Origin of the sequence: Natribacillus halophilus (assembly GCF_900100185.1) — a bacterium.
GTDB lineage: Bacteria > Bacillota > Bacilli > Bacillales > Marinococcaceae > Natribacillus > Natribacillus halophilus.
In genome coordinates, this window is sequence record NZ_FNEN01000008.1 from 91,986 (window position 1) to 107,285 (window position 15,300).

Annotated in this window: 11 protein-coding genes and 2 pseudogenes; 4 read left to right on the plus strand and 9 right to left on the minus strand. The window is 47.2% G+C overall.

What is annotated here, in order from left to right; translation table 11 throughout:
- The first annotated feature begins 124 nt into the window (after window positions 1–124).
- Window positions 125–2,539: a transglycosylase domain-containing protein gene (locus tag BLS58_RS10505; RefSeq protein ID WP_176764711.1), complete on the plus strand. Its 2,415-nt coding sequence runs from the start codon at window positions 125–127 to the stop codon at window positions 2,537–2,539.
- Between the two features lie 668 nt (window positions 2,540–3,207).
- Here BLS58_RS10505 and BLS58_RS10510 read toward each other — a convergent pair.
- The 4 genes from BLS58_RS10510 to BLS58_RS10525 are packed head-to-tail and all read right to left on the minus strand — an operon-like array spanning window position 3,208 to window position 6,911.
- Window positions 3,208–4,353, minus strand: coding sequence for an acyl-CoA dehydrogenase family protein (locus BLS58_RS10510; RefSeq protein WP_176764712.1), 1,146 nt, complete (start codon window positions 4,351–4,353; stop codon window positions 3,208–3,210).
- Window positions 4,354–4,385: 32 nt separating this feature from the next.
- Window positions 4,386–5,153 carry a 3-hydroxyacyl-CoA dehydrogenase gene (locus BLS58_RS10515; RefSeq protein ID WP_090398696.1) on the minus strand — a complete coding sequence of 256 codons (768 nt, stop codon included), beginning with the start codon at window positions 5,151–5,153 and terminating at the stop codon, window positions 4,386–4,388.
- Between the two features lie 25 nt (window positions 5,154–5,178).
- Window positions 5,179–6,303: a thiolase family protein gene (locus tag BLS58_RS10520; RefSeq protein ID WP_090398698.1), complete on the minus strand. Its 1,125-nt coding sequence runs from the start codon at window positions 6,301–6,303 to the stop codon at window positions 5,179–5,181.
- 17 nt (window positions 6,304–6,320) lie between these two features.
- Window positions 6,321–6,911, minus strand: a complete 591-nt coding sequence (locus BLS58_RS10525; RefSeq protein ID WP_090398700.1) for a TetR/AcrR family transcriptional regulator — start codon at window positions 6,909–6,911, stop codon at window positions 6,321–6,323.
- A 179-nt stretch (window positions 6,912–7,090) separates the two neighbouring features.
- Between BLS58_RS10525 and BLS58_RS10530 the strand changes: the two genes are divergently transcribed.
- Window positions 7,091–8,647 (plus strand): BCCT family transporter, encoded by a 1,557-nt coding sequence (locus BLS58_RS10530; protein ID WP_090398702.1) that lies wholly within the window; start codon window positions 7,091–7,093, stop codon window positions 8,645–8,647.
- A 112-nt stretch (window positions 8,648–8,759) separates the two neighbouring features.
- Here the strand turns inward: BLS58_RS10530 and BLS58_RS10535 are convergent, their stop codons facing one another.
- Together BLS58_RS10535 and BLS58_RS10540 are read right to left on the minus strand one after the other, a co-directional pair.
- Entirely contained in the window at window positions 8,760–10,559 is a 1,800-nt protein-coding gene (locus BLS58_RS10535) for a coiled-coil domain-containing protein (protein WP_245723137.1), read from the minus strand.
- A 1-nt stretch (window position 10,560) separates the two neighbouring features.
- Window positions 10,561–12,564 carry an efflux RND transporter permease subunit gene (locus BLS58_RS10540; RefSeq protein WP_090398704.1) on the minus strand — a complete coding sequence of 668 codons (2,004 nt, stop codon included), beginning with the start codon at window positions 12,562–12,564 and terminating at the stop codon, window positions 10,561–10,563.
- A 211-nt stretch (window positions 12,565–12,775) separates the two neighbouring features.
- Here BLS58_RS10540 and BLS58_RS10545 point away from each other — a divergent pair, with 211 nt between their 5' ends.
- Entirely contained in the window at window positions 12,776–13,339 is a 564-nt protein-coding gene (locus BLS58_RS10545) for a TetR/AcrR family transcriptional regulator (RefSeq protein ID WP_090398816.1), read from the plus strand.
- 6 nt (window positions 13,340–13,345) lie between these two features.
- Here the strand turns inward: BLS58_RS10545 and BLS58_RS18005 are convergent.
- Together BLS58_RS18005 and BLS58_RS10555 are read right to left on the minus strand one after the other, a co-directional pair.
- A pseudogene (locus tag BLS58_RS18005) lies at window positions 13,346–13,522 on the minus strand (zinc transporter ZupT); the annotation flags it as partial.
- Window positions 13,523–13,681: 159 nt separating this feature from the next.
- Window positions 13,682–13,849 (minus strand): annotated as a pseudogene (locus BLS58_RS10555) (zinc ribbon domain-containing protein); the annotation flags it as partial.
- Window positions 13,850–13,934: 85 nt separating this feature from the next.
- On the opposite strand from BLS58_RS10555, the gene BLS58_RS10560 reads away from it, so the two are divergent.
- The gene (locus BLS58_RS10560; RefSeq protein ID WP_245723138.1) at window positions 13,935–14,372 is read left to right on the plus strand and encodes a PD-(D/E)XK nuclease family protein; all 438 of its coding nucleotides are present in this window, start codon (window positions 13,935–13,937) and stop codon (window positions 14,370–14,372) included.
- A 259-nt stretch (window positions 14,373–14,631) separates the two neighbouring features.
- Here BLS58_RS10560 and BLS58_RS10565 read toward each other — a convergent pair whose 3' ends face one another.
- Entirely contained in the window at window positions 14,632–14,913 is a 282-nt protein-coding gene (locus BLS58_RS10565) for a hypothetical protein (RefSeq protein ID WP_090398708.1), read from the minus strand.
- Window positions 14,914–15,300: the final 387 nt, after the last annotated feature.

Consider the following 15,300-nt stretch of genomic DNA (forward strand, 5'->3'; position numbering starts at 1 on the left):
GTGCAACTAAGGCTTTCGCCATGATTGGCGATAAGCCAAGTTTTCTTTATTGCTTTTTCTGCCTGTTTCAGCTTAAAATAAGTTGATCTTAAAATAATTTTTAAAAATTATGAGAGGGGAACAAATGGCTAATTACCAATCACGGATGGACAGACGCCGTGCTGAAGACGCGAAGTCAAGCGGGAAAAACAACAAACGACCCAAGTTTAAAAAAGTGTTGATCAGCATAATGATCGTCCTGTTGATAGGCACGATGGCAGGAACGGCCACAGCTGCTGCATATATTTGGGATGCTCCTCCGCTGGACCCCGATGAACTCCTGTTTTCCGAAGGAGCGACGATTTATGATATGAACGACGAGGAGGTCGGTCGTTTACAGGGGACGGAAAACCGCTCTTATCGCAATATTTCCGAAATGCCGGAGCATCTTAAAGACGCTTTTATCGCTGTGGAAGATTATCGTTTTTATGATCATAGCGGCATTGATATCCGTCGGATCGGTGGCGCCGTTGTCGCGAATATTACTGACGGATTCGGTGCCGAAGGCGCGAGTACGATTACGCAACAGCTAGTGAAACAAGCGTTTTTATCGACCGACCAGACAGTCAAAAGGAAAGTGCAGGAACAATGGCTCGCCCTGCAGCTGGAACGGCAATATTCCAAGGATGAAATTCTGGAAATGTATTTGAACATCAGTTATTTCGACAGTGGCGCCTGGGGGGTCGGCGAAGCATCCATCCGCTACTTCAATAAAGAAGAATTAAATGAGCTCACGATTGCGGATGCGGCTGTATTGGCGGCGATTCCGCGGCGCCCTGCCCACTACAATCCGGACAGTAATCCGGAGGCTGCCGAGGAACGGCGAGATTTAGTTATCTCCTTGATGGAGGAACAAGCGTTGATCACCGATGAAGAAGCAGAAGAGGCTCGGGAAGTCAGCATTGAGGATCAGCTGGAGTTCACACCCGCAGGTGACAATTTCGCCTATCAGTCGTTTATCGATCATGTCATGGAAGAAGTGGAAGACATCGATGGCATAGAAACCGTCGATTTATACGCGGCCGGTTTTGACATTTATACAACCATTGAAATCGAGGCCCAGGATTACGCACGGGACGTCATCCAAAGCGATGACTATATCTCTCAATATCCGGATGATGAAGCCTTTCAGGCCGGTGTTACCCTGCTTGATACCGAAACCGGGGCCATTCGTGCCATGGTTGGCAACCGACAAGAAAGCGAAGCCGAAAGAGGGTGGAATCATGCGACCGCTGCCAGTGGTCAGCCAGGTTCTACCGTTAAACCGCTCCTTGATTACGGACCGGCTATTGACTATCTGCAATGGTCGACGGGTGAGACCATCGTCGATGAGCCACATGAATATTCGGACGGAACAGCGATTCGAAATTATAGCGGGAGTTATAGCGGAAGTGTTTCCATGCGCGATGCGCTGGTACGGTCCTTGAATATCCCCGCGGTGAAAGCCTTGCAGGAAGTAGGCCTTGCTGATGCGCAGTCATTTGCGGAAGGTCTTGGACTCAACTTTGAAAATGATATGACGGAGGGCTATGCACTGGGCGGTTTTAGCGAAGGGATTTCGAGTTTGGATATGGCAGCGGCGTATGCTGCTTTTGGCAATGATGGTGTTTACAACGAACCTCACAGTGTTCGCAAGATCGTTTTTCGGGATGGCAACGAAATCGAGCTCACTCCTGACTCGGAGCGGGTGATGAATGATTATACCGCCTATATGATGAGTGATATGCTCAAAGGGGTATTGACAGATCCGGCCGGGACCGGCCAGCGTGCCAATGTCGACGGATTACCGCTCTCTGGCAAGACCGGAACATCGAACTTTACCGAAGATGAACGACAAAATTACGGCTTCCCCGATGGCGCGGTGCCGGACATATGGTTCAACGGATACACGACGCGTTATACAGCTGCTGTCTGGACGGGGCATGAAGGGGAACGCAGCAGCGGCTATTTAGCCAGTGGCGAAGAACAACAAATCGCAAGGGATATTTTCCGCCATATCATGGCCAACGTTCATGAGGGAGAGGGAACTGAAGACTTCACTCGCCCTGATTCAGTATGCGGAAACGGAGAGCTCTATGTATGCGAGGGCGACCCGTCACCACAAACGGATGATTCTACAGATCCACAACCACGTGAAGAAGACGAAGCCGAGGACGACATCGAAGAAGTGCCGGAAGAAGAAGTGCAGGAAGAAGAAGCACCGGAGGAACCGATAGACGAAGCACCGGATGAAGAATCAACGGAAGAACCGGCCGACGAAGAAGAGACGCCTGATCCTGAGGAAGCGCCCGAAGAAGAAACGCCGGATGAAGATTCATCGGAAGATCCGACTGAGGAAGCACCGGATGATTCTGTGGAAGAGACACCTACTGAAGAGAACGTCGATGAACCCAGTGAAGACGCTCCTGAAGATGATAGCGGCGCTGACGAAGAACAAGATGATGCCGGAGACGATGATAACGAGGATGATGGCGACGATGAAGATGATGCAGAGGATTAGTGCAAACCGACTAAAATGAAAGAATGATCACCAGTAGTTGAAACGCCGATAACACCCGAGATAGTCCGATCACCATCGTTGGTAATGGCGCCCTAACGTGTGATAGCTAAAACCGTTAGGGTGTCATCTTTCGCTTTTGGCGACCTAATCCGCTATAGACAAAAACGTTAGGGCTTCATCACTCGCTCTTGGCGACCTAATCCACTATAGACAAAGACGTTAGGGTGTCATCTTTCGCTTTTGGCGACCTAATCCACTATAGACAAAGACGTTAGGGCTTCATCACCCGCTTTTGATGACCTAATCCACTATAGACAAAGACGATAGGGCTTCATCACCCGCTTTTGATGACCTAATCCACTATAGACAAAGACGATAGGGCTTCATCACCCGCTTTTGATGACCTAATCCACTATAGACAAAGACGATAGGGCTTCATCACCCGCTTTTGATGACCTAATCCACTATAGACAAAGACGATAGGGCTTCATCACCCGCTTTTGATGACCTAATCCACTATAGACAAAGACGTTAGGGCGTCAACGTGATGTATTGTGAGCCATTAGCGTGATTTCACCTGTATAACCCAAAAAACGCTTCGCCGTGGCCAGACATCGAAAAAATGAAGGTCCCTTTTCTATAAAAGGGGCCTCCTGTTGTTACGGGCATCACAGCCCAAGGTTTTTCGCAATGATATTTTTCATGATTTCATTTGATCCAGCATAGATGGAGGCGACGGCAACGTCCCGGTATCTTCTCGCGATTTCATACTCTTCCATATACCCGTAGCCCCCGTGCAGTTGCATACATTCTGTCGCTACCTTTTGCGCCAGATCCGTCGTCCACCATTTGGCCATCGATACCTCCGTCTCGACACCCTCCCCTGCCATATGTCTCTTGATAAGCTGATCGATAAATGTACGACCCAGTTGGGCTTCTGTTGCCATTTCCGTCATTTTAAACTGCGTGTTCTGGAACTTGCTGATCGGGCGGCCGAAAGCCGTTCGTTGTTTGACGTAATCCATCGTAATCTCGATCATTCTTTCCACACTGGCGATCGCACCGATCGCTACGATGAGTCGTTCCTGTTGCAACTTCTCCATTAAATAGTAAAATCCTTGATTCTCTTCACCCAGCAGATTTTCTGCCGGCACCCTGGCATCTTCAAAAATGAGCTCCGACGTATCTTGCGAGTGCTGACCAACCTTTTGTAGTTGTTTCCCTTTCGAAAAACCCGGCGTTCCGTCCTCCACAACGATCAAACTGATGCCTTTATGTGCCGGGTCTGCTTTTGGGTCTGTTTTACAAACGACAACGACAAGGTCGGTGAGCAGCCCGTTGGTAATAAACGTTTTTTCGCCATTGATAATATAGTCGTCCCCGTCTTTGACCGCCGTCGTCTTAACGGCCGCGAGGTCTGAGCCCACACCGGGTTCGGTCATGGCAATCGAGGAGATCATCTCACCGCTAACCGCCTTCGGCAACCATCGTTGCTTTTGCTCCTCGTTCCCATATGTCTCAATATAAGGCATGACAATATCATTATGAAGACCGATGCCGAGCAGCCCCCCGCCGACCTTTTCCATTTCCTCGTTAATAATCACCGCGTAACCAAAATCCGTGTTCAGTCCTCCGTATGCTTCATCGACTTGCGGACAAAGGTAGCCTTGTTCCCCCAACTTCCGCCAAAAATCGCGGGAGACTTGTTTGTCTTCTTCCCATTTATCGTAATACGGCACAGCCTCTTTTTGTAAAAATTGCCGAAGTGAGCGCCGAAAAATGTCATGCTCTTCCTGCAAGTAAGGATGATTCAAAACCTCACACACCTCCTCCATTCATTGTAATATCACTTCGGCTGCATCCGGATCGCCCCGTCGAGACGAATGACATCCCCGTTGAGCATCGGATTCTCAATAATGTTCCCTGCGAGTTGGGCGTATTCTTTTACATGTCCAAGCCGCTGGGGAAAAGGGGTCATGTCACCGAGAGCTGTTCTCGCTTTCTCCGGCAGCTCGGCAAACAATGGCGTGTCAAACAGACCCGGGGCTATCGTCATCACACGGATGCCGTGTTTCGACAGATCCCTGGCGATCGGAAGGGTCATCCCGACAATGCCGCCTTTTGACGCGCTGTAAGCGGCCTGCCCGATTTGTCCCTCATAAGCGGCGACAGACGCCGTATTCACGATCACGCCCCGTTCTCCTTCTTCGTTTGCATCGTTTTCCGCCATTTTCTCCGCTGCCAGACGGATCACATTAAACGTGCCTATCAAGTTCACCTGAATGACATTGGCAAAAGAACCAAGATCATGCGGTCCCTTTCCGCTAACGGTTTTATCCGCGGCGCTTATTCCCGCACAATTAACAACGACATCAATCCTTCCAAAAGCTTCAATCGCTTCATTAACGGCTGCCTGCACACTGTCTTCACTCGTTACATCCGTTTTGACGAAACGAACTGGCTCACCGAGGTCTGCGGCCAGGCTTGCCCCTTTCTCCTCCTGCAGATCAAAAATAACCGCGTTGCCACCATCGGCAACCACCTTTCTTACCGTCGCTTCACCAAGGCCGGAAACACCGCCGGTGACGACCGCTGTAGAACCCTGCATTTGCATCTGGATCATCTCCTTTACGCTCATTTCAGTCTAGTCGTTCGATAATCGTGGCGTTTGCCATCCCATGCCCTTCACACATCGTCTGTAAGCCGTATCGCAACCCGGCTCGTTCCATTTCCGATAACATCGTACATAGCAAGCGCGTGCCGCTGGCACCGAGCGGATGACCGATAGCAATCGCTCCGCCATTCACGTTTAATTTCTGCGGATCAGCCCCGGTTTCCTGAAGCCACGCCAATGGAACGGAGGCGAACGCTTCATTTACTTCAAAAATATCGATATCTGAGATGTTGAGCCCGGCTTTTTGCAACACCATGGAAGTCGCGGGGATCGGCGCCGTCAACATCAACGTCGGATCGTCACCAACAACAGAGCGAGCCACGACGCGAAAGCGCGGCTGCAGCCCAAGCGCTTCAGCTTTTTCCCTGGACATGAGCAAAACGGCTGATGCGCCATCGCTAATCTGGCTCGCATTGCCGGGCGTGATTTTTCCGTCTTCCTTAAAAGCCGGTTTCAATCCGTGAAGTTTTTCAAGATTTGTATCCGCGCGCGGTCCTTCGTCTTCTTTCGTTGTTGCAACGGGCATAAGCTCCCGCTCAAACCTTCCTTCTTTTTGGGCAATCACCGCTTTTTCGTGGCTTTCCAGGGAAAATTCATCCAATTGATCTCGGCTGAAGCCCCATTTATCAGCAATTCGATCCGCGGACAAGCCTTGATTAATCATTTCATAGCGGGATGTTAAAGCCTCACTAAAAGGTGTGCCCTTCATATTGGAACCTATGGGCACGCGCGACATATTCTCTATTCCCCCTGCGACGACAACATCCATATCCCCGCTCAAAATCGCCTGGGCGGCAAAATGCACCGCCTGTTGGCTGGAGCCGCATTGGCGGTCAATGGTCGTGCCCGGGACTTGCGCCGGGTAATCGGCCATCAAGGCGGCCATGCGCGCAACATCAAAGGCTTGCTCCCCGACTTGCGACACACACCCGTATATGACATCCTCAATCTCACCCGCTGAAATGTCTGCCCGCTTCACGAGTTCTTTCAATGGTTCTGCAGCCAATTCGTCCGCCCGTATCCCGCTTAATCCGCCGTCCCGCTTTCCTACCGGCGTCCTGACCGCCTCTACAATCACGGCTTCCCTCATTGGTTTCGACCTCTCCCTTATACAAGAATCCTTAATAAATAGTTTGACATCAGCTCGGCGATCTCCCTCTCATCCTTTTCCCCTCGCGGCGAATACCACTGGTTCACCCCATTCAAGGCAGGCAGAATAATCATCCTTACCATTTTTGTATCCAAAGAGGGGAAATCACCTGATGCAATGCCTTCAGCAATGAATTGATCGAAATACTTTTCATATTGGGCTCTCTTTTTCTTAACGTCTTCCAAATAGTGCGCAGATAACGACTGTTCCGGGTTGACCATAATGTTAAATAGCGATTTTTCCTGAATGGCAAATTGAATATGTTCCGTCATCGCTTTTTTCAGCTTATCCGCCGGTGACCCATCGGTTAGGGATATCTTTTCTATGCGCTCGATGCTTTGCTCGAGAATCATCGTATGACACTGATAAAGAAGATCTTCTTTGTTTTTAAAATAATAATAGATAGACCCCTTCGTCATTAAAAGTTCAGCTGCAATGTCTTCCATCGTCGTTTTGTGATCATCTTTTTCAGATAATAGCTTGGCGGCTGAACGTAAAATATCTTCCTTTTTCTTGGCAATCTTTCGCTCGCGTAGGGACAATCGCATTCACTTCCTTGCTGTAAGCGCTTTTATTATTCTATCAATTTATTTTTTAAACTTCAAGTCAATTTTTTCAACTTTACAAAATAAAATCGCCAACCATTTACGTTTAATGCCAATAGCATCTTGGGTATTTGGGTATCACAATACAGAAGTGTTCAAATCTTAGCGATGGAGGACTAAGTATGAAAAGTAGCTCAAGCAACAAACGCTCGATTCTTAATAGTAAAATCTTTTTTCCTTCTTTGATCATCATTGGGATCGTCAGTGCACTTTTTGCCCTTTATACCGATGAATCGATGGCATTATTGGACAATATCTTTAATACGATTGTGGATTCTTTCAAATGGGGTTACATATGGTACGCCATTTTCCTCGTTGTAGCCGGTTTTTACTTGTCTTTTTCCAAATATGGCAAGGTCGTTTTGGGAGAACCGGGAGAGCAGCCAAGATTTACTTTGTTTGAATATGCCTCCCTTCTCATTGCCATGGGACTGGGAGCAACGATTATGCGTACGGGGATGGTCCAGTGGACACAAGTCGCCTCCGATCCGCCTTTTGGGCTTGAAGCGGAGTCAATGGAAGCTTTGCTGGCAGCCAATTCCTATAGTATGTTTTTATGGACGTTCCAGACATTTGCCATCTTCGTCATGATCGCTCCTGCTATGGGTTACCTTATTCATGTTCGCAAAAAACCGAAAATGCGGATCTCCGAAGCCTGTCGGGTGTTGTTCGGCGATAAATTCACAGACGGTATCGGCGGCATTTTACTGGATATCCTTTTTATGATCAGTATACTTGCGGGCGCTGCCGTCACGCTAGGCTTAGGGACGCCGATTGTGACTTATAATCTTGCTGAACTATTAAATATTGAAGTGACGTTTCCGTTTACATTGGCCGTTACCGTCATTTGGGTGTTGTTATTTTCGATAAGTGCTTACGTCGGTATAGATAAAGGCATCAAACGGCTAAGTACCCTGAATATGTATCTGGCGGGGATATTTTCGGTCTTTCTCCTTTTGGTTGGGCCCGGGTTATTTATCCTTGATTACTTTACAGACTCTATTCGTTATCTATTCTCAAATTATCTTGATTTCTCCCTTTATACGCACTCTTTAGATCTGGAGGGAGGCACCCACATTGAGAGTCATACGGTCTTTTGGTTTGCCTACAATGCGACATGGGCGATGCTGCACGGCGTATTCGCCGCCGTCATCTCCAAAGGCAGAACCATACAGGAAATGATTATGACCTACTTTTTGGCTCCCGCGGTCATCTCCTGGATAGCCACTGGCCTTCTCGGCGGGCTTGGCGTGCATAGATACCTGACCGGTGATGTTCAGGTCATGGATATTTTACAGGAACAGGGCGAGGATGCATTGATACCGGCGATCCTCGATACACTGCCGTTCTCAGCGATCATCATTGCTTTGTTTGTCGTCATGGCCACGATATTCATGGTCACCACCATGGATTCAACAACCTACACCATCGCGACCTACACAACGACAAGAGACATGAGTAAACAAGCCCCTCCGAGAAATTTGCGCATCGTCGTCGCCATTGTCATTACAGTGCTCGCACTCAGCCTCATGAACGTCGGCGGTTTAGAACCATTGGAAGTGCTTTCCGGTATTATGGGCATACCGATTATCGCTATTCAGATTATACTCGTTTACGCGGCTAAAAAAATGATGGATCAGGACCGAGCATGGGTCCATAACGTGAGAAAACACGACTAAAAAAAATGTAAAAACCCGCATTCAATGGCAGGATGCGGGTTTCCTTTCTTACCCTGCATAAGTGCAACTAAGGCTTATCGCCTTAAAGGCTTGGCGATAAGCCAAGTTTTCTTTATCGAAAAAGGTCCAAAAAGCGTTCCCAAAAGCCTCTTTCTTCCTCTTCTTCATCAGTTGTGGTTTCCGGTTCTTCGCTTTCAATGCTTTCGGTTTCCAGCACGAATTGCACAATCTCGACATCCTCATTTTCATCCGATACAAAAGAGGCAGGCTCAAAATCTGACGCATCGTATTCGTCCATCATTTCATCCACTTCTGACTGCATTTCGCCAGGCAAATCACTGGTCTCTTCCTGCAGTTCCTCGGTTCCGTCCTCGAGCTCACTTGCCCCCTCTTCCATAGCCGTCATTCCTTCATCGAATTCCTGAATGCCGGTATCAAGTTCCTCATATGAATCCGCCAATTCACTGACACCATCGGTATATTCCACTAATCCATCATGAAACGCTTCATACTCGGAGGACATGGTGGATATCCCTTCTTGTAACTCCGCCAGGGCATCCAGTTCGTCCAGCTCATCCATATTTTCCATCGCACTCTCGATTTCGGCAGTCGTCGTTTCTATATTGTCGGCTGTCTCCCTTGTTGAGCCGGAGATTTGCTCCAATGTCCCCGTCACGGAAGTAAACGCTTCATTAACGGCATCATACGTTTCTTTGGCCTCGCGTGCAGCGGCATACGTTTCGACTAATTGATCTACCGCTTCCGGGTCCGCATCGCTTTCATATAACGACTCTATCTGTTCTTCACTGACATCATCGTCCGGAATCCCCGTCATGGCTTCATCGAGTTGACCATAGGCTTCATCATAATTCTCTTTCAGTTCATCCAAACCGTCCGCGGCCTCATGTAAGCCATCTGCCAGTTCACCAATCCCTTGCGGCAAAGCTTCAAGCTCGCTAACATCCGGCATGTCGGGTCCTTCCTGAACAGATTCGCTCACATCCTGCAAAGCATCGCGAATCTCTCGAGAGCCAGCAACCAGTTCCTCGGAAGATTGATCAAGTTCATCAATTCCGGCTTGATATTCACTGGAACCCTCGTTTAACTCTTCTGCCCCTGTATTAAGGTCGGAAATGCCGTTATTCAATGCGCTGACGCCATCATTCACTTCACTTATGGCATCGGAGAGGGACTGCATGTCTTCTTCCATGCCACCCAAATCAGGGTCATCCAACGGCATCGATGCCGGCGAGGCCGAAATGTCAATCGGGTCCATCTCTAAATCGGTGACATTAGCAGAGACTATAAATTCTTCTTCTTGTTCCGGCATGCCGGTAAACGTAATGAGTTGATTTTGACCTTCGGTTGCTTTCGTTCCTTCAGGCGCCTGAATATCAGCAAAAATTGAAGGATCCAGTGTCAGCGATATTTGCAACATATAATTTTCGAAAAACAACGGATCAACATTCTCATTGGCGGAAGTGGCTATTTGAATTTCAAGGGAGCCGTCTTCCCCGGCTAAATCATCCGGGGCGACTTCTTCTCCGTCCAATAAATAAGTGACGTTAATATCCCAGGGGAGCTCCTCGTCGTCCATTTCCCCTTGGTAATAAAATTCGCCTTCTTCAGCTTGAAAATGAACGGTGTCCTCGGCCCGTTCCATGTCAGCTAAATTCGTTAAATTCCGGATGCCGACGTAATCGCCGTGATCCACGAATTCACCGGCTTCTGTAACATGGAAAGTGTTCACCACATACATACCCTGCAGTGTGCCATCCGTCTCCAAGTTCCCATATACAGTTTCATCCTTGGAGGAATATTCGCCGGAATCTTCATTGGATGAAGCGGTGGTTGCAGGCAATGCGGCAAACATGAGAAAGGCACCCACCATAACGAATTTTAGAGCTCGCACATCATTTCCCCCCTTTATAGAATTTCGGTTTCCACGTTGTTTTTTCAATCACTCGGTCAAGCATAAGCAGCAAGCCCGGCAGTAAGAGAACGACCATAAGAAACGCGAGTAACGCCCCTCTTCCCAACAAAAGCCCGATGGATGCAACGATGGGGTCTGTTGATGTTACCCAGAGGATAAAACCGACGCTGGCCAAGATGGCCGCAGACACGGAAATCGGGAAAATCTTTTCATTTAGACTTTTCTTAATCGCGTCCATCGCACTCATTTCTTTTCGATTTTCATTATAGTTTTCCGTTAATAATATCCCGTAATCGACCGTTGCGGCCAGTTGAATCGTACTGATAATCAAATACCCTATATAGACGAGGGAGGAACCGGTAAAGTAGGGAATCGCCAAATTGATCCATACCGACGCCTGAATCGTCAAAAGCAGGACGACGGGAAAAGAGATCGACCGGAACGTAATGAGCAGGATAGTCCCGATCACGATGATCGTCAAAGTATTCACAAGCGTATTATCTTGCTCGACGATATCTTTCATATCATAGAGGGTGGCACTTTCCCCGGTTAGATGATATTTATCACCATAATAGTCAGAAGCGATCCCCCTCACTTCTTCCACAAAAGCAAATGCCTCGTCTCCTTCCGTATCGGTAGACGTGTTTAAAATCAGCTGGCTGTAATCATCGGAAAAGAACTGTTCAGTTTCCGATTCGTCAAGATATTCGGGCGGTATGGCTGCCCCGACAGTGGTGACGTAGGAAATGATGCTGTCGACCACGTCGTAGTTATCAAGTTCCTCCACAAACGCTTCTTCCCGCGCGAGATCTCCAGTGGGTACCAACAAGACAACAGGTGTAAACTGACCGAACGCTTCTTCAATTTCCTCGGCATCACTCCCGGCTCGTGAATCTTCCGGGTGATCTCCCATCCCGTAAATGAAATCGGTCTGACTCTGCGCCAGAAAAGCAGGAACAATCAAGAGCATTACGACGATAAGTGCGGGAATGCGTAATTTCAGAAGCTTTTGCCCGAATTGCGGACGGCTCGGCAGTAACGGTTTATGTTCTGTCTTATCAATCCATTTGTAAAACATTAACGTCAAAGCGGGGAGAAATATGATGACACTGATAAAACTGAAAAAGATCCCCTTGACAAGATTAAAACCCAGATCTGCGCCAATTTCAAAATCCATAAATATGAGCGCCATAAAACCGAAAAACGTCGTCGCCGCACATGCAGTAATGGCCGGAAACGATTCTTTCATCGCAAGCTGCATGGCTTTCGTTGGATCCTCTGTTTCTTTTCGATAGTTAGAAAAGCTATGGAGCAGGAATATCGCGTAATCGAGTGACACGGCAAGCTGCAGAAGCGGAGCCACCGCCTGGGTAATAAAGGAAATGTCGCCGATAAATATGTTCGTACCCAGATTGATCAACACGGAGACGCCGATGGCTGTCAGGTAAAAGACAGGTTCGATCCATGACCGTGTGGCCAGGGTTAGAATCACGATAATCACGGGGATAAGAATAGCCGCGGCAAACATCGCTTCCTGCCCGGTCATCTCCTGTGATACCGCCGTATCCAGGGCATCACCTTCCATAGCGTTTTCTTCGCCGATCAGTTCGTAGATGGTCTCTGTTGTATCCACTTCTTCCCCTTCCTCAATATGGAAGGAAAAGAGCGCATGATCGTCCTGATAATACGTGTTGACAGTATCCTCGTCCGCCATCTCGATGGGTGTCGCCATATCCATTGCATCGTCAAGCCACATGACGTCAGTTACCCCATCAATCGCTTCCAGGTCCTCTTTATAGGTTAGTGCTTCCTGAATGCTTACGTCTTTAATCATCACGCGTGTATTGGTCACTTCTTCGTCAAATGCTTCATCCATGACGTCCATCGCTTCCATAGACGGGGCGTCATCCGGCAGATAATCCATCATATCATGGTTGATCGGGACGGCAAACTGCACAACCGCGCTGATGAGAGCAAGGGCCATAAAGGTGATGACAATCGATTTTCTATGTTTTAAAACGCTTGCTCGATAATCAATCAGTGTTCATCCTCTCTTGCATCATCCATCCAAACACGCTAATATTATATAAGACACTGTGTTGGATTTACAACAAACAGTTTTATAATATACGTATACAAACCAACATATGATTAAAAAGTGTTGGCTACCTTCGCAAAGAGAGTGTGACGAATTGGTGAACGAAAAACTCGACCGCCGAAAGAAATATACGCGTATGGTCCTCAAGGAGAGCTTAATGAGTCTGTTAAAAACGAAACAGCTCTCAGCCATCACGGTCAAAGAAATCTGTGAACACGCCGATATCAACCGCTCCACTTTCTACGCCCACTACACCGATCCCTTTGATTTGCTGGAGCAAATAGAGGAGGAAATAATCGCCGATGTAAACGCCTATTTAAGTCAATACAATTTCAGCCAGGAAGAGGAATCACTGCAAATGACCGAGAGGCTGCTGGCGTATATCGCCTCCAAGTACGACATCTGCCAGACGCTTCTCAATGAAAATAGCGACCATTCCTTTGAGCGAAGAGTCATGGAAGTCGCGCGGACATTCCTAGTCAAAAGCTGGACGGAAAACAACAAAATGGACCCGGACATTTCCGAATACGCCAGCACATTTCTTATCGGCGGGAGCATTAACATCATCAAACAATGGCTGGCGAATGATATGGACCAGTCACCCGAGCAAATCGCCCGGCTCATTAACAGCGTTGAAATCTGCTCAAAGCACAACGATTAAATTTCCTCACATCAACAGTAATAAACTCACCGCCATCACGGCCATTCCCAATACAAATCCGTAGATTGAAGAATGTTCCCGGTTATAAGCCTTGGCGGCAGGAATCAGGCTATCAAGAGAGATAAAGAGCATAATGCCGGCAACAGACGCGAAAACAACCCCGAATAATACATCATTTAAAAAAAAGCAGTGAACCTCTCCACCTAAATCAAAGATTTTGATGGAGCTTCCCTTTTCATAGACGATGGCTTTGTTCTATGTGAACCAAGTCTTACATCATCTCCCAGGGCTTTGTTTTATAGTGCTCGGACAGGACCTTGCCCTACAGTCGAAATAATTTATTTATTCAGTTGGACACAAACCCAGAAGATCCAGTCCAACTTTTTCAATATTGATGGCCGCATTATGGTCGCGATCTAAAACGGTCCTACATGACTTGCATACATGCGTGCGAACGGACAAAGCCTTTTTCACACGCTTCCCGCAGCTGGAACAGTCTTGACTCGTATATCGTATGAACGCCACTCCTCTTGAGATCTCCTTACTTGATTACCATGATGTCATGATTCGCAGAGAGTGGAGAGATATAGATGTAGTGGCTGTGTCTGAAATGAATCGGTTTGTCATAGTTATCGAGAATAAAGTCTGGAGTACAGAATCAAATCATCAGTTACGTAAATATCGCAAGAGTATCCAAGAAGAGTTCCCTCATTACCGCCCACTCTTTATTTTTTTAACACCGGATGGGGCTTCCCCTAGTGACGAAGAGAATTGGCTAAGCTTTGATTACGACCATCTCATTGACATTATAGAAAAAGGGATGATCGTAAACGAAGAAAACTTAAGCCAGCGTATAAAACTATTCTTAGAGCAATACATAACAACGGTCAGGAGGTATATTGTGGACGATAGAGGGAATGGGTGGACTTCTTCCAAGCGCATCTTGTTATTCGAGTTTCAAAACAAAAACAATAAATTAACTCTGTATTTAAAAATTGGTCCAGGAGACCCAGCATTGAGGCAAAATCTCTAAGCTTTCCATTCAATACCCAACAATCTATACACGAGAATTCCTTCCCAAAAATTTTGAAGAAGAAAGCGACTATGAGAATATTTTTAAAACGATTAAAACCAAATTTTCCGCTTTTATGACCCATGATCTTGCCCCTATTCAGCAAACCTTGATGGATAACAAAGAACACCTTGATGAGTAATGAACAAGACATCGACCTGCAAAAGAATCGCCAGCGCGAACTCTTTTGCAGGTCTTAGGTTCCGTCATCCATCAATAATTAAAAAGGCAAATCCTCATCCGGGATGTGCTGATCTCCCTTCTTTTTACGATCCTGTGAGTAATTAGAGTTCTCATTCGAGAGTTGCCTCCCGAACTTTTCCTCATATAATTCACGAACCCATACCTTCACAGGTGCTTTCCACTGTTGTGAAGGCGAAGGGATGTTTTTCAACAAGCTTTTCGGTGTCATCCCCAGTTCCTTCGCCATTTGTATGTCAGCTTGATTCAGACGGCATCGTTTTTTGGCTTCTGCCCAAGTGGCATTCTTTTTCTTTCCCATTGGTTTCATTCCTCTCTATCCCGATGATCCATCGACTTTAAAAGTGCATTGAACGATTCACTCATGATCGGTAAATTGTACATTTTATCCTCTTAAAAATGTATAAGGAACGTCAAAGTCCATGGCCAATTTAACCAGGTTGATTAATTCCGGCGGCCGGGCTGGACAGACTTTCACTAAGAATTATCTCGTTTTCTTAAACAATAACGACTTTAAGCAGCCGCGAGATTATCAATGGCGTATGCACGGAGATGTGAAGAAACCGGTAATTTCCCCTCAGCAAATTCAAACCCTTTGCTTCCCGTATCAGGCTTTCAATCGGATCATCCCGTAAGCCAGTCATTTTTGATTTCAGCAAGTGGCTCCAAGGTAAAAAGTGATCGTCAA